Genomic DNA, 25,053 nt, shown 5'->3' on the forward strand with positions numbered 1-25,053 from the left:
CAGGAAGGTCAGACGGGTAAGATTTCTTACTTTAAAGAATGAACCCAAAAGACCTTTCCCGAAGGGGCTTCTTGCAGCAGTCGGCTATCGCCGGACTCGGTGCTGCGCTGCTTCCTCACCTCGCTTGGAGTGCGGCTCCTGCCGCTGACCTCCGCTTTGGCCTCGTTACCTACGAGTGGGCCAAGGATTGGGACCTGCCTACCCTGATCGCCAACTGTGAGAAGACGGGCGTCCTCGGCGTAGAGCTCCGCACCCAGCATGCCCATGCCGTGGAAGTGGGCCTCAGCAAGGCCCAGCGACTCGATGTCAAGAAACGATTTGCCGACAGTCCCGTCACCTGTCTCGGCTACGGCAGCAATTACGAGTATCACAGTCCCGATCCCGCCAAGCTGAAGGAAAATATCGAAGGCACCAAGGCCTATATTCAGCTCTGCCATGACATCGGGGCTACCGGCATCAAGGTCAAGCCCAATGCCATGCCCAAGGAAGTGGCCCCTGAAAAGACCATCGCACAGATCGCCCGCTCCTTCAATGAGGTGGGGAAGTTTGCCCAAGACTACGGGCAGCTGATCCGGGTGGAAGTGCATGGGACTACGACTCAGGAGCTTCCCGTAATGAAGCAGATCTTTGATCAGGTCACCGAACCGAATGTGAAAGTCTGCTGGAACTGCAATGCAGAGGACCTGCTGCCTCCGGGCCTGGAACACAACTTCGACTTGGTGAAAAAATGGTTTGGGGATACAGTGCACGTCCGCGAGTTTAATGTGGGCGATTATCCCTATCCCGAGCTGTTTCGCCTCTTTGCCAAGATGAACTACCAAGGCTGGATCCTGATGGAAGCCCGCACCCAGCCCACTGACCGCGTCGCCGCACTGAAGGAGCAGTTGGAGTTGTTTAAGGGGTTAGTGAAGGGGAATGAGCAATGACCAATGACCAATGAGCAATGACCAATGAGCAATGACCAATTAACAATGATCAATGATCAATGAGCAATTTCGGACCCTTCGACGACACTCAGCCTGACAAATCCGAAATCCGAAATCAAAATTCCGAAATCAATAAATCCATAACCCTATGACCAACGATCAATCCAGAAGAGATTTTCTGAAAAAATCAGCCCTCACCACTGCCGGAATTGGCTTCGGTGCGATGGCTTTTTCCCCAAAAAGTTACGGCCGCATCCTTGGTGCCAACGACCGGGTGAATGTGGGCATTGTCGGTTTCTCCGACCGATGCCGGGGCGCCCTGGTTCCTGCCATGCAGATTCACGCCAAGGAGATGAATTTCCAGTTTACTGCCGTTTCGGACATCTGGAGCCGCAGACGGGACGAGGCACAGGCTTTTGTCAAGGAACGCGCCGGAGTAGACATCGCTGCCTGCCGCAACAATGACGAACTCTATGACCGAAAGGATGTAGATGTGGTGATCATCAGCACCGCTGACTTCCAGCATGCGCTGCACTGCAAGGAAGCCGTAGAAGCAGGAAGAGATGCCTACGTGGAAAAGCCCTTTGCCGAAACCATGGCCGACAACCGTGCTGCCAAAGAAGCCGTACTCCGTACCGGAAAAATCGTGCAGGTGGGTTCGCAGCGTCGCAGTGGACTCAACTATCATCAAGCGCATGACTTTATCAAAGCCGGAAAATTCGGAGATATCGTCGCGGTGGAGATGACCTGGAATGTCAATCAGCCGGGCCGATGGAGACGTGCCGATCTCGTCAACCAAATCCGAAAAGAAGACACCGACTGGGACCGCTACCAAATGAACCGTCCCAAGACGGAATGGGACCCACGGAAATACCTGGAATTCCGACTGTTTTGGCCATACTCCTCCGGGATTCCGGGACAGTGGATGGCGCATCAGATTGACACCGTGCATTGGTTTACCGACTTGCCCCACCCAAGAAGTGTTGCCGCCAATGGAGGGATTTACCTATGGAAAGACGGTCGCCAAAATTTTGATACCATGACGGCAGTCTTTGACTATGGGCCACTCAACGATCCGAGCAAAGGATTCCAAGTGATTTACTCCTCCCGATTTACCAATTCGGCGGGTGGTACCAAGGAGATTTATTTTTCCAACGCAGGGGAACTGAATCTGGATACTAACCGGATTTCCCCGAATGGTGGACTTCGAGAAAATCAAGCAAGGGGCATGGGTTTGAAGGAAAATCTACTTCCCGACATGGCACTTGGCGAGGCGGTGCAAGTAGAAACTGGCGCGAATACCGGTGCTGATCCGATGACTTCGTCTCACATGCGCAACTGGATGGAGTGTGTGCGCTCTCGCAAAAAGCCCAATGCTGACGTGATGGCGGGATATAATCATTCTATCGCTAATATCATGACCACAGCGGCGCTTCGCACCGGTCAGTTTGTGACCTTTGATGAGGAAAAGCAAGAAGTATTGGCAGGTGGAAAAGTGTTTCAATACTGAGCGATGGTTTCTTTCCAAAAAATCAAATGGGGGATGGCAGCAGTGCTGCTGTCCCTTTTTTCAGCGATCAATGCGCAGACTTCTTCCACGGATCAGGTCAGGCTTATCCGAAAAGATGCTGAGCAAAAAGTGGAGATTCGGGTAAATGGGGAGCTGTTTACGGCCTATTACTTTCCCGGCGATTTAGCCAAACCCGTGCTTTATCCTATCAAATCTGTGGCAGGAAATGATCTTACCCGCGGCTTTCCACTCGATCCGCGTCCGGGTGAGCGCATTGATCATCCACACCATGTGGGACATTGGTTCAACTATGGCGATGTGAATGGGCTGGACTTTTGGAATAATTCGGATGCGATACCTGCTGAGAAAAAAAGCGGGTATGGTACCATTCGGCATAGGGGGGTGAAGTCGATGATCGAAAAAGGCAATCGGGCCGAACTTGAAGTGGAAACGGATTGGCTGGCTCCCAACGGGGAAATTTTGCTGAAAGAAACCACCCGGTTTGTATTTATTTCCGAGGGTAAAAAGCGAAGTATCGAACGTATGACCACTCTTTCCGCGCAAAACCAACCGGTTTCCCTGAAAGACAATAAAGAAGGCATGTTTGCCATTCGGGTGGCAAGAGAGCTTGAGCATCCATCCGACAAGCCCGAACTCTTTACCGATGCCAACGGGATCGCCACTTTGGTTCCATCCCTGAATAATGAAGGCGTGACAGGAAAGTACCTAAGCAGCGCTGGAAAAATAGGGGACGACGTCTGGGGAACCCGAGGCACTTGGGTCAATCTATCCGGGGAAATCAAAGGAGAAAAAGTAGCTATCGCCATCCTTGACCACCCTTCCAATCCCGGCTATCCGACCTATTGGCATGCGAGAGGCTACGGTTTGTTTGCGGCAAATTCGTTAGGCCAAAAGGCTTTGAGCGGGGGAAAGGATGAGTTGAATTTTGGGCTGAAAGCAGGGGAGTCGGTGACGTTTCGGTATAAGATTTTGATCCATTCGGGGACGAGTTTTACCGATGAGTTGCTGCATATGGAGTTTGGGGCATTTTCGAAGAAGTGAGTTTTGATTTCGCTGAGTTTTGATTTCCCGCAGACCTGACTGCCGTCAGGCAAGTTTGCGCAGAAAAAAGCGCAGATTTTCGCGGATTAGAAAAAGGATATATGATTATATGTGTATCCACATGCTTGCACGTTACCGATTTAAATTAGGTTTTGTGGTTCCAAATAGGCGGATTCCCCCTTTCTAAGGGGGCTAGGGGGATTTTTCATAAAGGAAAATTCGCTATTCGAGACTTACGTGCATTGTTCCGGATACACATATACGATTATTCGCTTTCCCGCCTGTCCTAAGTTGAAAGCAGTATAAAATTTGTATTTCCCGGGAAATGGCTCTGAAGGAGCCAAACAATTCATGACCTTGTACGAAGTGCAGGGAAAATAAGGCCTTGATTGTCCTTGAGCCCTGAAAGGGTGAAACATCAAAGGTCCACCCCTTCAGGGCTTTCCTTTACAGTTTTTTACTTCAACCCCCGGCTACACCGGGGGTCATTAATTGTTTCAATCCTTCGGATCTTGATCAAACTAAAATATATTTCCTTTCCAAGTGCAAGGTTTAAATTCTGCGAATGGTGTGATTGCGGATATACATTAAAGATAATTAGAAGAGATTTGGCTGGTTTCGGACCTGTTAGGTTTTCAATACCAGCCAGGTCTTTTTCATTTTCTTACACTCAACTATTACGAAGAGGATTTTAGAAGTTTGGAAATCAATTCCTATTTTATCTCAAATCTTCCCCACAACCCAAAAGATCATGCCCACTTTCCACCGAGTTCTCTTCGCGTTTCTCCTTTTTCTGACCTCCACATGCCTTTTTGCTCAGACATTTCAAGCCGATCTGATTGTCTATGGTGGAACCTCCGCTGCCATTACGGCTGCGGTTCAGGCCAAAAAGATGGGCAAATCGGTTCTTGTTGTTTCTCCGGACATTCATTTGGGAGGACTCTCTTCAGGAGGATTGGGTTTTACAGATACAGGAAACAAAGCGGTGATCGGAGGTTTGGCGAGGGAATTTTACCATCGCATTTATCTCCACTACCAACAGGACTCGGCTTGGAAATGGCAAAAAAGGGAAGCGTACGGCAATAAAGGTCAGGGAACACCAGCGATCGACGGGGAAAACCGCACGATGTGGATTTTTGAGCCTCATGCTGCGGAACGGGTTTTTGAGGACTTGGTAAAAGAGAATCAACTGGAAGTTCATCGGAACGAATGGCTCGACCGGGAGTCGGGAGTTACAAAAGAGCGGGGAAAAATCACTGAAATCCGAGTTCTTTCCGGTAAAATCTATAGAGGAAAGGTTTTTATCGATGCGACTTACGAGGGAGATTTAATGGCCGCTGCTGGCGTGAGTTACCACGTAGGGCGTGAGGCCAATTCGGTTTATGGGGAAAAATGGAACGGGGTGCAAGTCGGTGTATTTCAGCATAATCATTATTTCTATGATTCCATTTCAGCTTTTCGGGTTCCCGGCGATCCGAGCAGTGGGCTTTTGCCTGAGATTTCATCCGAGCCACCTGGTCGCAACGGAGAAGGAGATCAGCGGCTGCAGGCTTACAATTTCAGAATGGCCTTGAGTCGGAATCCGGAAAACAGCGTTCCCTTTCCCAAGCCGGACAACTACGATTCTTCCCGATATGAGCTTTTGGCGCGGGTCTATGCGGCGGGATGGGATGAGACTTTTTGGAAATATGATCCGATTCCCAACTTGAAGACGGATACCAACAACCATGGGCCCTTCAGCACGGATTACATCGGGAAAAATTATGATTATCCGGAGGCCACTTATGAGCGAAGAAAGGAAATCATCCAAGAACACGAGGACTACCAAAAAGGCCTGATGTACTTTCTGGCAAATGATCCGAGAGTGCCTGAAAAAGTCAGGAAAGAACTTTCCCATTACGGTCTGGCAAAGGATGAGTTTACCGATAACGGTAATTGGCCGCATCAGATTTACGTGCGTGAGGCCAGGCGGATGATTGGCGATTATGTGATGACAGAGCACGATGTGCTTGGATCCAAAGAAGTTCCTCAGTCGGTGGGGATGGGTTCTTATTCATTAGACTCGCACAACACTCAGCGATTTGTTACTCCCGGTGGATTTGTGCAAAATGAGGGGGATATCGGTGTACACCCCAAGCGGCCTTATTCCATCACTTATGGTACTCTGACTCCTAAAAAAGAAGAATGCAACAATCTTTTGGTGCCTGTTTGCGTGTCGAGTTCTCATACCGCTTTTGGCTCGATACGGATGGAACCGGTATTTATGATTTTGGGTCAAAGTGCGGCGGCGGCTGCAGCTTTGGCAATTGATGAAGGTATCGCTGTTCAGGATTTATCCTACAAAAAGCTGAGAAAGGTGCTTTTGGAGGAGAAGCAGGTTTTGGAGAATTGAGGTTACCTTCCGATCCATGAGGTTTTTCTTCTCATCCAAACGATTTTAAAAACCAAAGCTCCCAAACCAATCAACAAACATACCCCAAACCAAAAAATCGGATCATAACCATCCCGAAGGATCCGGTATCCTGCAGTGAAAGCAAAAAGGACCAATCCGGTGATTTCCCAGATTCTTTGATTTTCCTCCCGATTAGGCAGATCAGGAATCAAGGGTAAGTTGACCAAGGTGCGCAACTCACCCCAATGCCAAGCCAATAAACCCAAATTGGCAAGCAACATCATCCCAGTAATCACAGGTGTCAGGTTGAAATCCATGGAGATCGTGATGATAAACACATTGAGAATAATGGGAAAATTGACCAAGGCACCCAGTTTAGCGTAGCGCTGAGTCATCAGCAAAAAGCCAGCGATCAACTGACCCCAACCCAGAAACTGCCAATACAGGCCTGTCTGGTACATGGTCTCAAAAAAATGCATGGCCGTTCCGAAATTTGCATCTTCCTGAGGAAGCGTAGTAAACCGCCTTCCTTTGATCTTAATCATACTGGCGAAGACAAAACCTCCGCCCAGCATAAAGCGCGTGTAAATGACAAAGACCTGAGCCCAAAAGTGATTTTTAATTGCGTTCATAAGAAGGTGATGCAGAGATCGGGGAAATGTTACAATTAATTTCTCCCTTCATTTTGAGACTTTAAATTGTTTGTAATAAGTGGTTTTAGTTAATTTCGGTTCAAGTAATTTCGAATGAGCCAATCCTTGAGAATTATATTTCAGGTGACCAGTTTTCTGGGAATTTTTCTTTTTACCCAACCACTTGCTGCCCAGCAGGTCAAGCTGGAAAAGCCCTTACTCAAAGATTTTGAAGATTTAGATTTTCCCAGAATTCAAAAAGCAGATTATTACTCATTGCAGAAAGTCTATTTAATCTCTAAGATCGAAGATGGACTTCCTCAATGGTATAATGAAAGTCAGCGTGCTCAATTGATCCAAAAGCTCAGGCCTGAAATCAAGGAACTGTATTTCTGGCTTTACTTGGATGGCCAAGTTTCGAACGGTGGTTTTGAGCAGTTTTACAGCAATGGCTTTGCCTACATGATTCCGGAAATCAAGAAGTTTTACCAGCGAGTAGGAGACGAGAAAGGGTTGGAAATCTTGGGAAAGTCGGAAACATGGTATCAGAATCGTCCCAAGGAAGAAGTTTGGATGGATTTCACTTTACAGCACCTTGACCAGGAATTTTTTGCAAATGACGATTATTCTGAAAGAAAAATAGAGGCCTATGTCAGAGCCAATTCTCATTTGTATGTGCGGGATGAAAATGGAGATCTTTTTCCTCAAAACTACTCCGGTAAATTGGTTTCAATTGATCCTGTTCGCAAGGAAAAAAAGGAGGTTGAAGTAAAAGACAACCTTGTAGTTGGTCCGGTAAAACTTTTCACGCTAGATGGAACACCGATAGAAGAATTAAATTTTGAGTATGGACGGCAATTGGGTTCCCAGAAATATTTTGATGAGTCAGGTCGATTGGAAAGGGAAGAAATCCTTTATCCAAGTGCTGACTACAAGGATATCCGCTATTTCTATCCAAACGGGCAAGTTAAGATCAGTCTTAGGCAGAATTTAGACGGCACAATGATCGGTGATTATTCACGGTACCATGAAAATGGATCACTCGCTTTTACCTACCATTTGGATGAATATGGAAATCATACCGCTCCTTACTTTCAATTCTATCCCGACGGCTCAAAAAAGCTTGAAGTAGATCGTCGGGGAGAGGAACCTAAGTACATCAATTACTGGGATGAAAATGGGATTCAGCTACTCAAGAACGGAACAGGTGAATACAGCTATATATATGCCTATGGCGGTGATTCAATTCTTTACGAATATCAGTTTGTGGACTACAAGAAACACGGAATCCAAAGAGAGACCCGAAATGGAGTTTTAGTCAAATACACCGAAATGAATTACGGCCAATATGATGGCTACCATCGGGAATATTATCCTAATGGGAGATTAAAAGAGGAGTATTTGATGAAAGCAAATAAAGTGGTCTCTCATCGGAGTCAAAAACGATTTGAAAATCCAGTTCTCCGAATAAATATTCGAACTTATGAATCCGGGTCATGGATAAAATCACTCGAATTAGAGGAGCCGGAGGTTTATCCTGTCTTGGTAAATTGGAATGAAGTGAAGGATCAAATCGTCGTCCCCCTTGAAGTCTTTGAGGAGTATCCAGACGAGACTGTAATAACAGCAAATTATTTGCTACATATCGACTCCAAGGGTGCAATTTCAGGTTACGATTTATCATACTCGGACAATGAGTCTGTGACTAATGCCTCGGAAAAAATATTTCCCTCTTTAAACTTCATTCCGGGTACTCGGGCAGGAGAGAATGTGGATTCCTATTTGGGATTTCGGATTTGGCTGTGGTTGGAAGAGGGAAATCCTACGAATTAGTCCCAATCCTCCTGATCAATTCTCCCGCCTCCCCAATATGCTCCACTTTAAAAAACCGCTCATGTTCCACCTCATGCTCCACTTGTTCATGAACCCAAGTGATATGAAAAGGGATGTGGATGCCAAAGCCACCCAGTTCGAGGACAGGTAAAATATCAGATTTCAGGCTATTACCCAGCATCAGAAATTCGGATGGTTGGATATCCAAGTGGCGGATGAGTTTTTCGTAGTCGCTGACCCGCTTTTCGCTCATGATCTCGATGTGGTGGAAGTGCTTTTCCAAGCCTGACTTTTTGAGTTTGCGCTCCTGATCGACCAAGTCTCCTTTGGTGGCCATCACGATGCGATAGTCTCCGTTCAAATCTTTCAGTACCTCTTCGACACCAGGCAGGAGTTCAACCGGTTTTTCCAGCATTTCCTGACCGATTCGGATGATCTTGTCAATGACGGTGATGGGCATTTTGTGATCCGAGATGCGCAGGGCTGTCTCTATCATAGAAAGCATAAATCCTTTGATCCCGTAACCATAAAGCTTGAGATTTTCGATCTCCGTGCGATAAAGCTCTTTCATGATGGCATGCTGAGGCATAAAATCCTCCAGCAAACTGGCGAATTTTTCTTCCGCTTCGCGAAAAAACGGCTCATTCACCCAAAGGGTGTCATCTGCGTCGAAGGCGATTACTTTGATAGGCATTTTATTAGTGTTTTGTAACATTCATTTTGGTCAGGAGGAGCACCTGACCGACGGGAGTCGGAAAGTTCGAAGCCACCATCAAGTTCGAGACTCTCGTCTCTCAGGTACAACCAATGACAGATTGTATATTGTTTCGAAAACACTTGACTTTCGAAATATAATTCTGAACTGTAGCCATATTATTTTTTGACTTTACCCGATTATTCTCAGCTCCTAAATTCGTTGGGTCAACACCTCTATTTTGTTCTTTTGGCTTAGCCCAAAAGAACCAAAAGGCCAAGATTTGCCAAAGCTCCCACCGCACAAGGCCGAACGCTGGCCCGCTGGCAAATCCTCCCATCGCGCCTATCCGAAGGATGTTTCGTGCTAGGCAGGAAAATTTCAAACATTGTTTTACACTTTGACAGTTGGGGGTTGGCAATAACCTGTCATCTCCATTTTGTATGTTCATGCAATATTTAAGACTAGGGGTGACAAAATACTACTTCACCGTCTCCTTTATCCAAGCCAACAGTACCTCTCTCCAGCCTTCCACCGCTCCTTTGCCCAATCCAAATGCGAATCCATGTCCTCCTGTCGGATAGATATGCAGGGATGCTTTCACGCCATGTTTATGTAGCGCTTGGTAATACAACAGGGAGTTTTCGATTGGCACTCCTTTGTCATCTTGGGCATGAACCAGGAAGGTGGGCGGCGTTTCAGCATTCACATTCAATTCTCCCGAAAAACGATCAATTAATTCCTGAGAAGTATTTTCTCCGATCAGGTTTTTTCTCGAACCCGAATGAACTGCCGCATCCCGGAAGGAAATCACCGGATAAACCAAAACGGAGAAATCCGGTCGGGCAGAAAGCGCATCGATTGTGTCTTTGGGACGGTTCACTTCATGATTGTATTGCGTGCTGAGCGTGGAGGCCAAGTGTCCGCCTGCAGAGAATCCCATTACGCCTACTTTGGCGGGGTTGATGATCCAGGCTTCTGCATGTTGTCTGACCAATCGGATGGCACGCTGTGCATCCATTAGGGGAACTTCCTTCGGGTCGGTCAGGGATTTGGAAATGGGCAATCGGTATTTGACTACGATGCCTGCGATGCCCTGTGCATTGAGCCACTTGGCAAAGTCGGTTCCTTCCCAGTCGTAAGCTAAAATTCCATAGCCTCCTCCCGGAAAAATCACCACTGCTTCTCCGGTCGCAATCTGCTTGGTAGGCAAATACACCTCGATGGTCGGGTTTTGCACATTGGCAATTCTCAGGATGCCTTGCTGCGTGGCCTCTTCTTGGAGATCAGAAGGATTCTGTAGGGGAGGAGTGCGTTCCCAAAGTGGAATGACGTGATTTTGTGCAAAAACCATAGTGGTAAAAAGGCCAATTAGAAGGGTTAGAATGGGTTTTTTCATAGAAGAAGCTAGGTTATAGTAAAGTGAGGAGCCAGCGTGTAAGTATTCCGATCCCAATAGAAATTCCAAAACTGAGCAAGGTTCCAATTAAAATATATTCGGTCAGCTTTCTGTCCTTTGCTTTCCTGAGGTCTCCAAATCGGAAAACAGACTTGGCAGCCAAAAGAAATCCAATTGCTTCCCATTTTCCCAGTATCACAAAGGCAAACACAAACAAGCGCTCCAATATTCCTATGTATTTTCCTGCATTTTTTAGGGAAGATTCTTGAGAAAGATCCAAGTCCTTTGACCAGTTGCTTAACCCAACTTGAATCGCAATACCGGCCACTTGCGTAATCAAGAGCAATGCAGTGGCATAAATCCAACTGGACGGACTCCACTCCAAGGATATTTCAGGTCTGAAAAACAACCACCAAATACCCAGAATACTGATAAAATGAGCCAATTGGTCTATAAAAAACCAAGCGGTCTTGGTTGCTGATTTTTGGAAGTAAAGTTTAGTGAGATCGACTAACCCATGAAGGATAGTCAGTACGATGGCCAGTATCCAAAACCCAAATCCCAAGAGTATAAGAATCAAAACTCCATGAACCAGCAAGTGGAGATAAAGGGCAGGCGATTTGGCTTTCTTCTTCTCCTTATGCATTACCCAAGCGGTGGGCTGAAGTAAAAAATCACCAAGCAGGTGTGCTAAAATCAGTTGAAAAAGAGGAATCATTTAGTCAGATTTAGAATTTTTTGTCGAAACAGTGCCTCCATCTCCAATAATTTAGCTCCGTGTGTTCGATTCCAACGGCCACTGACCGAGTTTTGCTTAATTCCCAGTTTCTCACCGATTTCGGTTTGAGTGATAGATGGTTGATTCAGGACGATGTCCATCAATTCGGCGGAGGAAATCGACCAATGATCCATGATGATTCCCGCAAAATCAAAAAACAGGTTCATTTCTAGGTCAAATTCCTTCCAAGGACTTTGAATAGCTAGATTGAGTCGGTCCTTTTTCAATCGGTCAAACCGTTCGGAAGCAAATACAAATGCCGAACCGCTACTTTCTGAAATTTTAGCCCCAGTATACGTTTTCTCTCCAATCCCAATGGCCATCCGGACATCTACCGGACTGGAGGTTTTTTCAGAATTTTCGCTTTGGATTTTTTTGATGAGTGTTTTGATTTGAAGGGCCCTTTTAAGTGCATCTTCAGGCTGGTTTATCTCGATTTGAAAAAAGTCTCCCCAAACCAATTCCCAAGTTTTAGGGGTATTTCCCCATTGTCCAAAAAGCCCCTGAAGTGGAATAAGCCAAGGTTCCGGATTGGAAAGTTTGCGGGAATGGATGATGTCTCCTTTGATTACAGCGATCATTGTCTTGAATATCGTGTGTTTTGATGATATTTCAAAATATCGTTTAAATATACGATTTTTTATATTATCGTTTAAATGTACGATAATTTGTTTTATCGTCTGAATCAAGGATATTCACCTCGACTGTTTCAGGTAGTCAAACCTAATCGATAGGGAGAAATAGCTTAATCTCTCCAAATCAATTTCTACTCTGCCTTAAACTCAAAAATCTTCTCACAGATCGCCCATCTCCAATTGGGAGGAGTACCCGGAAGGTTGGTTTGATATTGTCCGAGAAAGGCTTCCCATTCCTGCACTTTTGGGTTTGCACTGTCCAGCGCGGCTTTTTTCTCAAAGCTAAAGTCATCATCCGCCATAAGGATCATGCTCAGTCGGTTTTGCCAGCGGTAAATACTCATCTGTACTATCCCTGCCACTCGGATACTTTCCAATATTTCCGGGGCAACGGCTTGGTGACAATCCACATAAGCTTGGATGGCCTCCGGTTCGTCTTTCAGGTCGCAGATGAGAAGGAAGGTTTGCATTGAATTACGATTTTTGATTTACGACGCATTTTGGAGCCTAAAAGCTCATCTCAGAAGTAGGAAACTTGAGATTATAATCAATCTGAAATAAGAAAGGTTAAATCTGTTCCTTTAGACTTTCAGACCTTTTTACTTCCTGACCTCCCAACCTCCAGGCTCCCTAACTTCCCACTTTCCTCACCCTCGCCGCAAACAACCACACCAGAAAGAAGCAAATCAGCGGTAGCACAAAGGAGAAATTGACCTCGGGTACGCCGAGGATTTTCACATCCGTGTAGCCTGTACCTCCGATATCCAAAATCATCCCCTGAAGTGTAGGCATAATCGCCCCTCCGACGATCGCCATGACCAGATAGGCTGCGGCAAACTTGCTGTCTTCACCCAATCCTTCCAAGGCAATCCCGTAAATCGTCGGAAACATCAGTGACATGGCAAAGCTGATCCCCACCAGACTATACAGTCCGATCATTCCTTCCAGAAAAATAGCTCCCAGGGTAAAACCCATCGCCAGAACTGCAAATCCTGCCAATAGATTGGCAGCGGGCATAATCCGAAGCAAAGCCGTACATACCCATCTGCCTACCAGAAAGACTCCTAGCGAGGCGTAAGCATAGTTTACTGCATCGTAATTGGAAATCCCGATCGACTCGGCATATTGGTAGATATAGGTCCAAACCATAATCTGAGCGCCGACATAAAACATCTGTGCCAGGGTGCCTTCCACAAAATTCCGATTGGCCAAAAGTCGCTTCATCGTGCCTCCAAAATCGATTTTCCCATCGGAATCCTTACTTTCCGGCATTTTGACCAAAGCGATGAGAACCAAAATAGCCAAGACTACCAAACCCAAAATCACATAGGGATTTCGGATGACCATCAGGTCATTGCTCTTGACTGCAGCTTTCGCAGCGGCATCAAGGGTGTCGTAGATCAGTTTGCCGTTTTCGTCTGTATTGTTGCTTTGGAGGGAATTCAGAATAAAGGTTTTTGCCACGAAAAGCCCCGCTAAAGCTCCCATGGGATTGAAGGCCTGTGCCAAATTGAGACGCTGGGTAGCTGTGGCCTCAGGGCCCATAGAGAGGATATAGGGATTGGCGGTGGTTTCCAAAAAGGCCAAACCGAAAGTCAGGATATACAAGGCCGCAAGGAAGAACCCATAGCTTTCCCAGGCCGCGGCAGGATAAAATAAGACCGCACCAAAGGCATAGAGCCCCAAGCCGAGTAAGACTCCGGTTTTGTAGGAGTACTTTTTGATGAAAAACGCAGCGGGCAGGGCCATGGTGAAATAGCCTCCATAAAAGGCCAATTGGACCCAAGAAGCCTGCGTATTGTTCAGTTCCAGCACCCGCTTGAAAGCCGCCACCATGGGATTGGTGATGTCATTGGCAAATCCCCAAAGTGCAAACAGGGAAGTGATCAGGATAAAAGGGACCAATAGGTTTTTGGGAACGAGTGCGGGTTTTTGGGTCATAAGGCTCGGTCAAGATGGGTGTAGCCACCGTCTACATAGAGATGCTGTCCGGTGATATGTGAGGCTCGGTTTGAGAGTAAAAAAATAGCCATCGATGCGATTTCCTCGGGCGTGGTCATTCGTTTTCCCAATGGGATTTGATGGTTGATTTCTGCCAGTTTTTCTTCGGGATTGGGAAAGGTTTGAATCCAACTTTCATACATCGGGGTGTACACCTCGGCCGGGAGAATGGCGTTGACGCGAATGTGATAGGGGAGAAGCTCCACCGACCATTCCCGGGTGAGGGCGAGTTGGGCACCTTTGGCGGCGACATAGCCTGAAGTGCCTCCTTGGCCGGTGACGGCAGTTTTGGAGGAAATATTGACAATCGCCCCTTGGCTTTTCTTTAATTCCGGCAGGGCAAAATGAACGAGGGAATAATAGTGGTGGAGATTATTGGCAATGGATTGGGCAAAAGCCTCCGGGCTGCCTTTTTCCAAACCTACTCCGTCGTTTGCTCCGGCATTGTTGACGACTCCATCGATTCGACCAAAAGCCCTAACTGCTTCCAGAACCGCTTTTTCACAATCTTCGGCTGAAAAAAGCCTCCAAGGCAGATGAAGTGCTTTTCCCACGGCAAGTTCGACCAACTCTTTTCCTTCCTTTTCCGAAGGATCAATGATCACCGGAATCGCTCCTTCCTCAATCAAACCTTTGGAAATGGCTCCTCCGATGCCTTTGGCACCGCCGGAGATCAGAATGACTTTGTCTTGTAGGTGGAGGTTCATTTCAGTGGTCAGTGTCAGTTTAAAGGATTTCGATTTTAGTTTATAGTTGACGATCAGATGATTAACCCTCCAAGGGTTTCAAACCCTTGGAGGGATTGCTGATTTCTCATCCCTTACATCTTATAAAACTCGGCTGCGGTTTCGCCCATGATTCGGTCTTTTTCGGAGGAGGAAAGTTGACTGGTGAAATCATCCACCACTCGGTACACCTGTTCGAATTCCGCTGCCACCAGGCAAACCGGCCAGTCGCTTCCGTACATCAACCGATCAGGATCGAATAGTTCCAGGGCGATTTCCAGATAGGGAAATAAATCTTCCGGTGTCCATTTCTTCCAATCTGCCTCGGTGACCATCCCAGAGACTTTGCAATAAATCAGTTCTCGTTCAGCCAACAGGGCCATTTTCTTTTTCCAATCCTTCCATTCTCCATCTTTGATCAGGGGCTTGGCAAGGTGGTCGATGACCATGCGTTGCTCGGGACATTTTTTGACTAATTCCAAAGCGGCATCCAGGTGCTGCGGAAAAAGGAGCAAATCATAGGCATAGCCCCGCTCTTTGAGTTTGTGGATTCCCCGGACAAACTCTTCCCGAAGCATGTATCGGGGATCTTTGGACTGCAGGACTTCTCGGAATCCTACCAACTTTTCCTGACTGGAATATTGATCCAAAATCTCATCCAGATCATCTTTTCCCAAGTCTGCCCAACCCACGACGCCCAAAATCCACTCATGCTGGGCCGCCAAATCCAGAAGAAAATCAGTTTCTCTCAGACTTTCATCTGCCTGCACGGCGATGCATCCGTCGATTTTGGCATCTTGGAGGAGAGGATAAAGATCACCGGGCAGAAAATTTCTCCGAATCCGGCTCATATCGGGAGTGATCCAATCCTGCCGCTTGGGATTATATTCCCAGAAGTGCTGATGGGAGTCGATTCTCATGCCTCAGGATCGTTCATAGCTACCTGACGGGAAATTCCAAGTCCTTCAATGCCGAGTTCGACAATATCTCCCTGTTCCAAAAATCTGGGTTCGGGCTTCAATCCCATGCCAACCCCCGCGGGAGTCCCTGTAGAGATGACATCTCCCGGCAGCAAGGTCATGTATTGGCTGAGGTGCTCAATGATGGTGGGGATGTCAAAAATCAGGTCGGATGTGCTGCTGTCTTGCAGCATTTTTCCATTCAACTTCAGCCAAAGTCGAAGGTTGTGCGGATCGGGAATTTCTTCTTTGGTGACCAAAGTTGGTCCCAATGGAGCAAAATGATCGGCACTTTTTCCTTTGACCCATTGGCCTCCGTGACGAAGCTGGAAATCACGCTCGCTGACGTCATTGTGAAGGCAGTAGCCGGCGATGTATTCGTAGGCTTTTTCTTTTTTCACATACTTCGCTCGCTTTCCAATCACCACCGCAAGCTCTACTTCCCAGTCGGTTTGTTTGGAATTTCGAGGAATATAGATCGGGTCATAAGGGCCAGATAGTGAAGAAGTTGCCTTCATGAAGATAATTGGGACTTCAGGTACTGCCATGCCGGCTTCTTCTGCGTGTTTTCGGTAGTTTAGCCCGATGCAGATGATTTTGGAAGGGCGAGCAATGGGTGATCCAATCCGGGCAGTAGCGGGGATTTCATGAAGGTTTTCTTGGTTGGCATGAAGCCATTCTTCCAGTCTGGCCAGGCCGTTTTGGCTGAAAAATTCTTCATTCCAATCTTCTCCAAAACCGGAGCAATCCAGGTTTCGTCCCAGATTGTCCTGGATTCCCGGCTTTTCTTTTCCGGCTTCACCGAATCGTATAAGTTTCATAGGGTTAGGTCTTTAGGTTTAAAATGTTTTTGAGATAAAAAGATAAGAGATAAGAGATAAGAGATAAGAGATAAGAGATAAGAGATAAGAGATAAGAGATAAGAGATTTAGTTTCTGATTGTAACTCGCATTGAATCTTTCAATTTTCCAATCTTACAATTCATATCACATCTTCAATCCCATAAATCCCCCGTCAATATTGAAGTTGGCACCGGTGATAAAGCTTCCTGCGTCGGAACTGATGAAGTAAGCCAATTCGGCGATTTCTTCAGGCGTGCCCATTCGCCCGATGGGTTGGGTGGCGGCAAGCTTGTCGTACATTTCTTTCTCTTTCCCGGGATAATTTTTCGCCAAAAAACCGTCCACGAATGGGGTATGAACTCTTCCCGGGGAAAGGCAATTGCAACGAATACCATCAGCCACGTAATCCCGTGCCACACTCAGCGTCATAGAAAGTGCTGCCCCCTTGGTCATGGAATAGGCGAAGCGATCCGGCAAGCCAATCGTCGCAGCTACCGAACACATGTTGAGAATGGAACCGCCGCCGTGCTCTTTCAGCCTGGGCAAGGCTGCTTTGATGCAGAGAAACATTCCTTTGACATTGACCGAATAAACCCGGTCAAAATCCTCTTCCGAAGTACTTTCCGCAGTGCCAATATGAGAAATTCCAGCGTTGTTGATCAGGGTATTCAATTTGCCCGGAATGGAATGGATGACTCTTTCGACCTGAGCCAAATCAGTGATGTCTGCTTCGAAAAATTTGACTTGAAACCCTTTCTCATGCTCTTCAAGCTGAAGTTTGGTTCCCTCAATTGCATTTCGATCTATGAAAAAGACCCGACTGCCTGCTGAGGCAAATTTTCGGACCATGGCGAGTCCAATGCCGCTAGCGCCTCCGGTGATGAGGACGTTATTTTCATTCATAGGTAGGTTATTAGGGGTTTGAGTACTTGGATTTCAAAATACAAAATCCCTTAATGCCATCGCAATATTTTGTTGGATTGGCTTAAAATTCTTTCCCCCTTCCTCTTGAACTTAATCGCTGGGACGGGTGATCTCTTCAGATTTTTTACTGATGTCCCGGATGATTTGGTCCAACTCCTCGGCCGATGTCTTGATATATTGGAGAATGGTTTGGGCATCTTCATCCTCCGTTTTAGCATCATTCCCCAACAAGTTGACCAGACCCATAAGTCTGGCTAATGGTGCACGAACCACATGAGATTGAATCCAAGCGATTTCTCTGAACGCGGCGTTTTGTTTTTCAATCGTAGCCAAATGCAGGTTTTTTTCAGTGACGTCATTGATCAAAATCAAACTGGCATCGATCTCATTGAAAACAATCTGCGAGGATTCCATTTCGACTTCAATCAATTCTCCATTTTTCTTGGTATGTGAGCCTTTGGTTGGTTTTTGGTGAAGATTTGAATTATGAAACAGTTGCTGATTTTCTGAATAGGAAAAATCACTGAAAAGATCTTTGAAGTTTTTGTTCAAAAACTCTTCTTCGGTGAAGCCATAGTGCTTTACTGCCGAATCATTGACGTCTAGAATCTGGAGCGATTCGCTATCGCAGACGCACATGGGAAGCGGGCTTAAATGAAAGAGGTTGCTGTATTTTCGTTCAGATTTTTGGAGCTCATCTACAAATTTCTTCCGCTCAATGGAATAGATGATGGTCTTATACAACATGGCCGGTGTCAGGTCATCTTTCAGCAGATAATCCGAAACTCCCAAAGCCAAAGATTTGATACTAAAATCCAAGTCTGTGAAACCTGTAAGCGCAATCACCGGAATTCGCTTGGCTAATTTGATGATGTCGATGATCAGTTTTTCTCCAGAATGATCCGGAAGAGAAAGGTCCAAAAGAATGACATCAAAATTGCCCTCTTCCGTAGAAAGAAACTCCTTTGCCGCTAAAAAAGTAGAGGCATGCACCAAATCAGGAGATTGAATGTGCTCGCTGAGGTATTCCTCGATCAAGAAGTAATCTCCAAAATTGTCTTCAATGACAAGTGCCTTGTATGGAAATGAATCTTTTTTCATTTGTTATAATTTGATTTTCATTTGCCACATAGCTTGTCCCGATCTTTCATCGGGAGAATGCCCAAGCCAATCATTCCCCTGTGTGAGAAGCATTTACTCATGGGCATTTCATTTGATTATTCTTGATTTATAGTCCATTTTCTGGATACTTTGTCTTCATTCTATGGTGAGGATTTTTTTTAGCTTGTATTCAATTGCTGTTAAATTTTGGAAGGAAGCTTAACCGTGTTGATCCAAAATTCTTCCAATGCAGCGGCAACTTTAAAAAAATCATTGACATCTACAGGTTTGATGATATAGCTGTTGCAATGCTCTTGATAGGCAGAGAAAATATCTTTGTCGGAAGAGGAAGTGGTCAGTATGATAATGGGGATGTGCTTGAGGTCGGGATGGTTTTTTACACTCTGCAGCACCTCATGCCCATTTTTTTTGGGAAGGTTGATATCCAATAAAATAAGATCCGGGAGGCTGGAGTCCTTTTTGCTTAGATTCATCAAATACAAAATGGCCTCGTTACCGTCCTTTTTCACCGTGAGATTTATCGGGAATCTGAAATCCTGCAAGGCTTCCTTGGTCAGCAAGATATCTCCCTCGTTGTCTTCAACCAATAAAATGTTGATTTCCTTGTGACTCATAGTTTTTTGATGGTGAAGATCAACTGTGTTCCTATTCCTAATTCAGATTCTGCCCAGATTTCGCCTCCAAATTGGGTGACAATTTTGCGACAGGTAGCCAGGCCCATTCCTGTACCCGGATATTTTTCTTTGGGGTGAAGTCTTTTTAAAATTCCGAATATCTCCTCAAGATAATCGGCTTCAATTCCTATCCCATTATCCTGTACTGTAAATTTCCAAAATTCCCCGAATTCTTCACCATATACTTTTATCTCAGGAGGAAGGTTGGGGTGGACATACTTCAAGGAATTGCCGATGAGGTTTTGAAAAAGGATTTTCAGTGGGATTCTCAGGGCTTTGATCTTGGGAAGGCCCTGAAAGGTAAGTTGGGCACCGGTGTTTCTGACGATGTCTGATTTTAATTCCAAGACCTCTTGGATAATTTCTCCCACTTCGATCTCCTCCAGCTTTTCCAAGTCAAAACCTGCCTTAGAATATTCCAAAAGGTCATTGATCATCTGAGTGAGCCTTTTGGCTCCGTCTGTTGCAAAATGAATATACTGTAGGGCTTTTTCATCCAACTTATCCCCATATCTTTTCTGGAGAAGGTCCATAAAAGAACTGATCATTCTCAAAGGTTCGCGCATATCATGAGAGGCCAAAGCGGCAAACGCTTTCAGTTCTTGATTGGCAGAGGAGAGTTTTGCATTGGTTTGAATGATTTCCAATTCCGACATTTTTCGTGCCGTGACGTCCTGGGAGGCTCCGATCATCCGGATGGCTTTCCCATTTGAATTTCGAATGATAAATCCCTTGTCCTGAATGAAGTTATAGGTTCCATTTTTTTTCCGTACCCGGAATTCTTTTTCCCAGTAACTGTCCATTCCTGAAAGTGCCTGGTTGAGATTCGCTCTCACCTCTGCCAGATCTTCGGGGTGGATGATGCTTTCCCAGAAATCGTTGTTGTCTTGGGAATCGTGTGTACCGTAACCAAAATTTTCATAGAAAGAGGGTGATCGGAACGTTTTGTTTTTTTCCATATCCCAATCCCAAATAAAGTCTGAAGTGGCTTTTGAAGCCAATTCAAATCGTTCATTAATGAGTTTTAGATCCCTGGATTGTTCTTCTACTTTCTTTTTGAGCAGGTTGGGGATTCTGGAGAAGTTCCAGGTGATCAAACCGAATATAACCGCGGTAAGATACCTTAGCAAAAGAGAGGGCACCAATCCTGAAAGGGCGCGACTTTCTTTGAGTTGTACGGTCAATTGCCAATTTCCCTCAGGGATCATGACAAAATCACTGAACCCGGTGTAGGGTTTGTCTCCAGGCTCTTCCGGAAGAAAATTGATCCATTGGCCGGTAGCTTTATCCTGTTTGGAAAACCGAATGGCCATCAAGCCATTGTCCTGACCGGCTAATCCGGTGTTTTTGATCAAGGTTTGGAGGTAAATGATGACTGCGGAAAATCCTTTTAGTTCACCTGATTTTTCGAAAATGGGATACCTCCCTACGATACCGACTCCACCCTGTCTCAGGGTGAATGGTCCCGAGAAATAGATGTCTCTTCGAAGAAACGCCTCCAAGACTTCTTCTTTTCTTGTAGGATCTTCGGCCACTTTATAGCCAATGACCGATTCATTTCCCTTCAGCGGATAGACGGACACAATCGTCCCGGAGTCTAAATACTGGATGACATCCACGTTGGGGTTACTTTCAAGAATTTGTCTTCCTATCGAATCAAAATTTTGAGTGACATCAAAATTCTGTGCAAAAAAGGCCAGAGTTTTAGCAGCGGAAATGCCATTTCTGATGGAGAATAAAACGGAATTTTCCAGCTCATAAAGTTTGGCTTTGACCGCTTCACGCTCGTTGGAGAGACGGATTTGATATTCTGTGTAGGAGAGATAGGAAGTTAGGAAGAATATGCCCAAAAAGACACTCCATCCGGTAATCCTGGGATGGGTAGATAAAAAATTTAAGGTTGCGGTTTTGACTCTTTCTAAATATTGAATCATTGTTTTTTCAGTGTAAAAAAGAAGGTGGTACCATGCTCTCCATCTGATTCTGCCCATATAGTGCCTCCATGAAATTCTACGATCTTTTTGCAGATCGAAAGTCCTATTCCTGACCCGGAATATTGCTCTTTTTGGTGAAGTCTCTGGAAAATCATAAAGATTTTGTCTAAGTATTCTTTGCCAATACCAATCCCATTGTCTTTGATGCTCAATTGCCAGAATTCACCTTTGTCCATAAAATCAATCGATATCTCCGGACGATTGCCTGGTATTTGATATTTGATCGCATTGGAGATCAGGTTGTGAAAAACCTGAATTAAGGAATTGGGATGGCATGGGGCCTCAGGAAGAGGGGATAGGTGAATTTGGGCTTGTCGCTCTTGAATAGATTTCTTGTTTAAAGTGATCGCCTCTTGAGCCAACTCTGTCAAGTTGACCAATTTTTTCGATTCATTGATATTTCCCACTCTGGAGAATTCCAACAGATCCAAGATGATTTCTCTCATCCGTTTGGCGCCATCTACTGCAAACCGGATGTATTGCTTTCCCTTTTCATCCAAGGTTTCCCGATATTTTTTCTCGATCAGCGTCAGAAAACTCGAGATCATCCTCAAGGGTTCTTGAAGGTCATGGGAAGCCACGTAGGCGAACTGCTCCAGTTCTTTATTGGAAATTTCAAGTTCCCGGTTCGATTTTGCCAGCTCAGAGTTGAGGATTTTCAAAGATTCTTCGTAAGCTTTTCTCCTGGAAATATCCTGAATGGCCCCGACTAGGCGAGTTGGTTTCCCCTCTTGGTCTCGGATTATCGTGCCTTTATCCAATAAATAAAGAAGTCCCTTATTTTTTCTGTAAAACCTGTATTCAGATTCAAAGGAGGTTTTGGAAGGATCATTGAGAAGTTCGATCAAATTTTTGATGACCTGATCTTTATCCTCAGGATGGATGCTTTTTTCCCACCGTTCATTATTATGATGAATTCCCGCTACTTCTTCATCAAAAAGTAGGTTAAAGCCTTCTCCCCAATAGTGCTCTCCGGTGACAATATTCCAATCCCAAATCGCATCATGGGAAGCCTTGGAAATCAGGGAAAGTCTTTCGTTGAACTCTTGAATCTGCTTCTCTGATTCTTTTCGGGTAGAAATATTCCGAAGAATGACCGAAAGCCCTTCTTTGGTTGGATAGATGGTGACTTCCTGCCAAGTTTGGGTCCATTGATCAAAGGTCTCGAAGTTGACCCGTTTATTTTCTTCAAAGGCCCTTTTATATCCGTGTTTGAAGTCTTCGTTTTGAATCAGGATAAAATCCCAAAGATTTTTCCCAAGGATGGCTTCTTTTTTTACCCCGGTTAGCTGTTCTACCGTATTGTTCCAATAAGTAACCGTGTAATTCTTGTCAAATGCATAGAAGGAATCTCCGATACTCTCCAAAAGGGTATCATGGGTTTCAAAAGCTTCCTGTAACTGATCTAAATACTGCTTTCTTCCTATCGCAAATGAAAGGTTGGTAGCAATCGACTGCATGAAGTTTTTTTCATCTTCCGTCCAAATGTGCTCCTCATGGCAGTCATCAAAACCCAGGTATCCCAACATTTCATTTTCCAAAAAAACCGGAATGTGGAGAATGGATTTGATTTCCTGTTCTTCCAGGATTTTTCGGGTTTCTTTATCCGTTTCTCTGGTCAGTACTGCGTAGGGTTTTCGCTGAAAGGCTTTTTGCCAAAATTCAGGATAGTTTTCTACCGGTATAGCCCGGTATTCCGGGTTGTCTATGTAGGAAATGATGTTTTGGTTGGCCCATTCATGGCTTAAATTGCCATACGTGGCGCCGTCACGGCGGTAGATCTGGATGAAATAGGAGCGATCTGCCTCTGCCGCTTCTCCCATCACCTGCAGCATAGGAGAAATCTGACTTTCCCAATCTTCATTTTCCAAAAACAGCTCAATGACTTGGGCAGTAGCCTCAATAAATTTGGTCTTTTTCGCCAGTAGGAGTTGGTTCTTTTTCTCTTCCGTAATGTCCTGAAGTGCGCCTACCATCCGCACAGGTTGGCCGGAAGAATCCCTGATAATCACCGTGTTTTCCTTGACGAAAGCGTAGGAACCATCAAATTTTTGGAAACGGTATTCTCCAGTCCATCGAATTTGGGCAGTGTTTTTTCTTGCTGAAAAAATGGAATCCAATATGCGCTGCAAATCTTCCGGATGGACTTTGGAATTCCAAAAATCAGGGGAGACATATTCCACATGAGCTGGATAGCCAAATAGTCTATGGTATCCTTTACCCCAGAAAATCTGGTCAGATTTCATGTCCCAATCCCAAATGGCATCAGACACCGCCTGAGTTGCTAAATGGAACCGTTCGTTGCTTTTTCGGATGGATTGCTCGGCCCGAAATCGGTCTGTTTCGTCCAAAACAGTAGAAATCATCAAATTTTGCTCAGGGAGTGGGATGTTTTTGGCGGTCACAAAACGGGTTTCTCCATTCTGATTGGTAATGGGGATTTCACTCCAAGTCATTCGTTCAGGATTCCCGGATTGGATATCCGACATGATTTTTTCAGTGATCTGAGCCCTGAATTCCGGATCAGGGTAGACTTTCTCAAAAAAAGTAGAAACGTCTTTCAATACCTCCTCCGGCCAGCCATATACCTTTGAAAAGGCCGGATTGATATAGGTGGTTTCTCCGGTTTCCATATTGTTGACGGCTATCCCCATCGGAAGATTCTTCAGGGTAGCTTCGATGAATGAATTGCGTTCGCGAAGTTTATTTTCGATCTCCCGCTGATAGGTGATGTCCTGAACGGTTCCTTTAAACTTGGTTTGGCCGGTCTCCGGATCCACTTCAAGCTGTCCTTTTTCATGGACATATTTGATGGTGTGGTTCGAACATCTGATCCGGTGAACGGCATCGAGTGGTCTGTATCCCTGGACAGCCGCAAAGTGCTCGATTAAAAATCCCTCAAGATCTTCTTCCACGAAAGATTTGGTAAACAAATCAAAATCCGGGAGAACCTTTTCTTTATCCAGACCCCAGATATGGAAGACTTCATCTGACCAGAAGATTTTCTCCGACTCCAGATCAAACTCCCAATACCCAAGTTTTCCGATTCTTTGAGATTGGTTAAGTTTTTCAAGGAGCTCTTTGTTTTTGTTTTCTTCCTCGACCCGCTGGGTTACATTTTCGGAATAACAGGCAATGGCATGGACTTTTCCACCTTCCCAAATTGGAACAATCTGCACCTGATGGTAAAAGTTTTTCTGTTCTATTTTTCTTTTTTGGATGAAAGTGGTCTTTTCCCCTTTCAAACCAAGATCATAGTGTGTTTTCCAAAATTCAAAATCTTCCAAATGAGCGAATTTTTCATCGAGAAGATGTTCTCCGATTTGGATGGACTTCCCCTGAAGCCGATGAATACTTTCGAAAAACTTATCATTTCCGAAAATTAACCGGTATTGAGGATCGAGACACCAGATCGTCTCCGGTGCCGTATTTAGGACCAAGGAAAGTTTTCTCCAGTCCTGATAGACCAATTGCTTGTCCTGGGTAATATCCTTCCAAAGTCCATAAAAAAACTGTGGCTCCGTCGCATTTGCCTTTTCGATCCAACATTCGGCTAATATGTGTCGGACAGTGCCATCTGCCAGCAGCAATCTAAACTCGGATTTGAAAGGAGAAAAATTCTCAAAAAGTGACTCATGGAGCTGTTGGATTTTAGAATAATCTTCCGGGTGAACTGCCTCGATCAGCCCTGCTACACTTGGCTGGGTATCTTTTTTTTGGCTCAGGAGACCAACTAGTTGGTCTGACCAATACATGGGCTTATCTCCAGATTCTTGCGACCAATACCCCAAATTACCCATAGCCTCCAGTTTCCCAAGAAGGGATTGAACGGCCGTAATTGGCAAATTCACAGAGGCCTGGGTAGGAAGGGATTCTTGCGGGAAGTCAGACATTTATAGCAAAACTCAATGGAGTCATAAAAGATATTGGAAGTAGGCAGGAATACCAACC

At 45.4% G+C, this 25,053-nt stretch carries 20 protein-coding genes; 5 read left to right on the top strand and 15 right to left on the bottom strand.

The window, feature by feature from the left end:
* Positions 1-38: 38 nt before the first annotated feature.
* From CLV31_RS01605 to CLV31_RS01620, 4 genes are all read left to right on the top strand, one after another.
* Positions 39-926: a sugar phosphate isomerase/epimerase family protein gene (locus tag CLV31_RS01605; RefSeq protein ID WP_111391119.1), complete on the top strand. Its 888-nt coding sequence runs from the start codon at positions 39-41 to the stop codon at positions 924-926.
* 148 nt (positions 927-1,074) lie between these two features.
* Positions 1,075-2,436, top strand: coding sequence for a Gfo/Idh/MocA family oxidoreductase (locus CLV31_RS01610; protein WP_111391120.1), 1,362 nt, complete (start codon positions 1,075-1,077; stop codon positions 2,434-2,436).
* A 33-nt stretch (positions 2,437-2,469) separates the two neighbouring features.
* Positions 2,470-3,498 (top strand): DUF6807 domain-containing protein, encoded by a 1,029-nt coding sequence (locus CLV31_RS01615; RefSeq protein ID WP_181452545.1) that lies wholly within the window; start codon positions 2,470-2,472, stop codon positions 3,496-3,498.
* 751 nt (positions 3,499-4,249) lie between these two features.
* The gene (locus CLV31_RS01620; protein ID WP_111391121.1) at positions 4,250-5,890 is read left to right on the top strand and encodes an FAD-dependent oxidoreductase; all 1,641 of its coding nucleotides are present in this window, start codon (positions 4,250-4,252) and stop codon (positions 5,888-5,890) included.
* 2 nt (positions 5,891-5,892) lie between these two features.
* Here the strand turns inward: CLV31_RS01620 and CLV31_RS01625 are convergent, their stop codons facing one another.
* Positions 5,893-6,522 (bottom strand): hypothetical protein, encoded by a 630-nt coding sequence (locus tag CLV31_RS01625; protein WP_111391122.1) that lies wholly within the window; start codon positions 6,520-6,522, stop codon positions 5,893-5,895.
* Between the two features lie 126 nt (positions 6,523-6,648).
* Here CLV31_RS01625 and CLV31_RS01630 point away from each other — a divergent pair, with 126 nt between their 5' ends.
* Positions 6,649-8,355, top strand: coding sequence for a DMP19 family protein (locus CLV31_RS01630; RefSeq protein WP_181452546.1), 1,707 nt, complete (start codon positions 6,649-6,651; stop codon positions 8,353-8,355).
* Here the strand turns inward: CLV31_RS01630 and CLV31_RS01635 are convergent.
* From CLV31_RS01635 to CLV31_RS01705, 14 genes are all read right to left on the bottom strand, one after another.
* The gene (locus CLV31_RS01635; protein ID WP_111391124.1) at positions 8,345-9,049 is read right to left on the bottom strand and encodes an HAD family hydrolase; all 705 of its coding nucleotides are present in this window, start codon (positions 9,047-9,049) and stop codon (positions 8,345-8,347) included. The genes CLV31_RS01630 and CLV31_RS01635 overlap by 11 nt on opposite strands.
* 481 nt (positions 9,050-9,530) lie before the next feature.
* Positions 9,531-10,448, bottom strand: coding sequence for an alpha/beta hydrolase (locus CLV31_RS01645; RefSeq protein WP_111391126.1), 918 nt, complete (start codon positions 10,446-10,448; stop codon positions 9,531-9,533).
* A 13-nt stretch (positions 10,449-10,461) separates the two neighbouring features.
* A complete protein-coding gene (locus CLV31_RS01650) occupies positions 10,462-11,166 on the bottom strand; it encodes a DUF3307 domain-containing protein (RefSeq protein WP_111391127.1) in 705 nt (234 codons plus the stop codon).
* Positions 11,163-11,807 carry a hypothetical protein gene (locus CLV31_RS01655; protein WP_111391128.1) on the bottom strand — a complete coding sequence of 215 codons (645 nt, stop codon included), beginning with the start codon at positions 11,805-11,807 and terminating at the stop codon, positions 11,163-11,165. Before CLV31_RS01655 ends, CLV31_RS01650 begins: the two co-directional genes overlap by 4 nt.
* A gap of 185 nt (positions 11,808-11,992) precedes the next feature.
* Positions 11,993-12,331: an L-rhamnose mutarotase gene (locus tag CLV31_RS01660; RefSeq protein ID WP_111391129.1), complete on the bottom strand. Its 339-nt coding sequence runs from the start codon at positions 12,329-12,331 to the stop codon at positions 11,993-11,995.
* A 160-nt stretch (positions 12,332-12,491) separates the two neighbouring features.
* Complete coding sequence (gene fucP / locus CLV31_RS01665; RefSeq protein WP_111391130.1) at positions 12,492-13,802, bottom strand: L-fucose:H+ symporter permease; 1,311 nt, start codon at positions 13,800-13,802, stop codon at positions 12,492-12,494.
* Entirely contained in the window at positions 13,799-14,569 is a 771-nt protein-coding gene (locus tag CLV31_RS01670; RefSeq protein WP_111391131.1) for an L-fucose dehydrogenase, read from the bottom strand. Before CLV31_RS01670 ends, fucP begins: the two co-directional genes overlap by 4 nt.
* 113 nt (positions 14,570-14,682) lie before the next feature.
* Positions 14,683-15,507, bottom strand: coding sequence for an amidohydrolase family protein (locus CLV31_RS01675; RefSeq protein WP_111391132.1), 825 nt, complete (start codon positions 15,505-15,507; stop codon positions 14,683-14,685).
* The gene (locus tag CLV31_RS01680; RefSeq protein WP_111391133.1) at positions 15,504-16,367 is read right to left on the bottom strand and encodes a fumarylacetoacetate hydrolase family protein; all 864 of its coding nucleotides are present in this window, start codon (positions 16,365-16,367) and stop codon (positions 15,504-15,506) included. The genes CLV31_RS01675 and CLV31_RS01680 overlap by 4 nt, the downstream gene beginning before the upstream one ends.
* A gap of 165 nt (positions 16,368-16,532) precedes the next feature.
* Positions 16,533-17,291 (bottom strand): SDR family NAD(P)-dependent oxidoreductase, encoded by a 759-nt coding sequence (locus CLV31_RS01685; RefSeq protein WP_111391134.1) that lies wholly within the window; start codon positions 17,289-17,291, stop codon positions 16,533-16,535.
* A gap of 111 nt (positions 17,292-17,402) precedes the next feature.
* Positions 17,403-18,413 carry a PAS domain S-box protein gene (locus CLV31_RS01690; RefSeq protein ID WP_111391135.1) on the bottom strand — a complete coding sequence of 337 codons (1,011 nt, stop codon included), beginning with the start codon at positions 18,411-18,413 and terminating at the stop codon, positions 17,403-17,405.
* A gap of 200 nt (positions 18,414-18,613) precedes the next feature.
* Positions 18,614-19,048 (bottom strand): response regulator, encoded by a 435-nt coding sequence (locus tag CLV31_RS01695; protein WP_111391136.1) that lies wholly within the window; start codon positions 19,046-19,048, stop codon positions 18,614-18,616.
* A complete protein-coding gene (locus CLV31_RS01700) occupies positions 19,045-21,042 on the bottom strand; it encodes a PAS domain-containing protein (RefSeq protein WP_181452547.1) in 1,998 nt (665 codons plus the stop codon). Before CLV31_RS01700 ends, CLV31_RS01695 begins: the two co-directional genes overlap by 4 nt.
* Positions 21,039-24,995, bottom strand: coding sequence for a PAS domain-containing protein (locus tag CLV31_RS01705; RefSeq protein ID WP_111391138.1), 3,957 nt, complete (start codon positions 24,993-24,995; stop codon positions 21,039-21,041). Before CLV31_RS01705 ends, CLV31_RS01700 begins: the two co-directional genes overlap by 4 nt.
* Positions 24,996-25,053: the final 58 nt, after the last annotated feature.

It is taken from the genome of Algoriphagus aquaeductus, from assembly GCF_003253485.1.
In the GTDB taxonomy this organism is placed as follows: domain Bacteria; phylum Bacteroidota; class Bacteroidia; order Cytophagales; family Cyclobacteriaceae; genus Algoriphagus; species Algoriphagus aquaeductus.

What these genes read in the sequence shown, in the direction of transcription:
- CLV31_RS01605 (WP_111391119.1), top strand. Translation starts at nt 39, where the DNA reads ATGAACCCAAAAGACCTTTCCCGAAGGGGCTTCTTGCAGCAGTCGGCT.
- CLV31_RS01610 (WP_111391120.1), top strand. Translation starts at nt 1,075, where the DNA reads ATGACCAACGATCAATCCAGAAGAGATTTTCTGAAAAAATCAGCCCTC.
- CLV31_RS01615 (WP_181452545.1), top strand. Translation starts at nt 2,470, where the DNA reads ATGGCAGCAGTGCTGCTGTCCCTTTTTTCAGCGATCAATGCGCAGACT.
- CLV31_RS01620 (WP_111391121.1), top strand. Translation starts at nt 4,250, where the DNA reads ATGCCCACTTTCCACCGAGTTCTCTTCGCGTTTCTCCTTTTTCTGACC.
- CLV31_RS01625 (WP_111391122.1), bottom strand. Translation starts at nt 6,522, where the DNA reads ATGAACGCAATTAAAAATCACTTTTGGGCTCAGGTCTTTGTCATTTAC.
- CLV31_RS01635 (WP_111391124.1), bottom strand. Translation starts at nt 9,049, where the DNA reads ATGCCTATCAAAGTAATCGCCTTCGACGCAGATGACACCCTTTGGGTG.
- CLV31_RS01645 (WP_111391126.1), bottom strand. Translation starts at nt 10,448, where the DNA reads ATGAAAAAACCCATTCTAACCCTTCTAATTGGCCTTTTTACCACTATG.
- CLV31_RS01650 (WP_111391127.1), bottom strand. Translation starts at nt 11,166, where the DNA reads ATGATTCCTCTTTTTCAACTGATTTTAGCACACCTGCTTGGTGATTTT.
- CLV31_RS01655 (WP_111391128.1), bottom strand. Translation starts at nt 11,807, where the DNA reads ATGATCGCTGTAATCAAAGGAGACATCATCCATTCCCGCAAACTTTCC.
- CLV31_RS01660 (WP_111391129.1), bottom strand. Translation starts at nt 12,331, where the DNA reads ATGCAAACCTTCCTTCTCATCTGCGACCTGAAAGACGAACCGGAGGCC.
- fucP (WP_111391130.1), bottom strand. Translation starts at nt 13,802, where the DNA reads ATGACCCAAAAACCCGCACTCGTTCCCAAAAACCTATTGGTCCCTTTT.
- CLV31_RS01670 (WP_111391131.1), bottom strand. Translation starts at nt 14,569, where the DNA reads ATGAACCTCCACCTACAAGACAAAGTCATTCTGATCTCCGGCGGTGCC.
- CLV31_RS01675 (WP_111391132.1), bottom strand. Translation starts at nt 15,507, where the DNA reads ATGAGAATCGACTCCCATCAGCACTTCTGGGAATATAATCCCAAGCGG.
- CLV31_RS01680 (WP_111391133.1), bottom strand. Translation starts at nt 16,367, where the DNA reads ATGAAACTTATACGATTCGGTGAAGCCGGAAAAGAAAAGCCGGGAATC.
- CLV31_RS01685 (WP_111391134.1), bottom strand. Translation starts at nt 17,291, where the DNA reads ATGAATGAAAATAACGTCCTCATCACCGGAGGCGCTAGCGGCATTGGA.
- CLV31_RS01690 (WP_111391135.1), bottom strand. Translation starts at nt 18,413, where the DNA reads ATGAAAAAAGATTCATTTCCATACAAGGCACTTGTCATTGAAGACAAT.
- CLV31_RS01695 (WP_111391136.1), bottom strand. Translation starts at nt 19,048, where the DNA reads ATGAGTCACAAGGAAATCAACATTTTATTGGTTGAAGACAACGAGGGA.
- CLV31_RS01700 (WP_181452547.1), bottom strand. Translation starts at nt 21,042, where the DNA reads ATGATTCAATATTTAGAAAGAGTCAAAACCGCAACCTTAAATTTTTTA.
- CLV31_RS01705 (WP_111391138.1), bottom strand. Translation starts at nt 24,995, where the DNA reads ATGTCTGACTTCCCGCAAGAATCCCTTCCTACCCAGGCCTCTGTGAAT.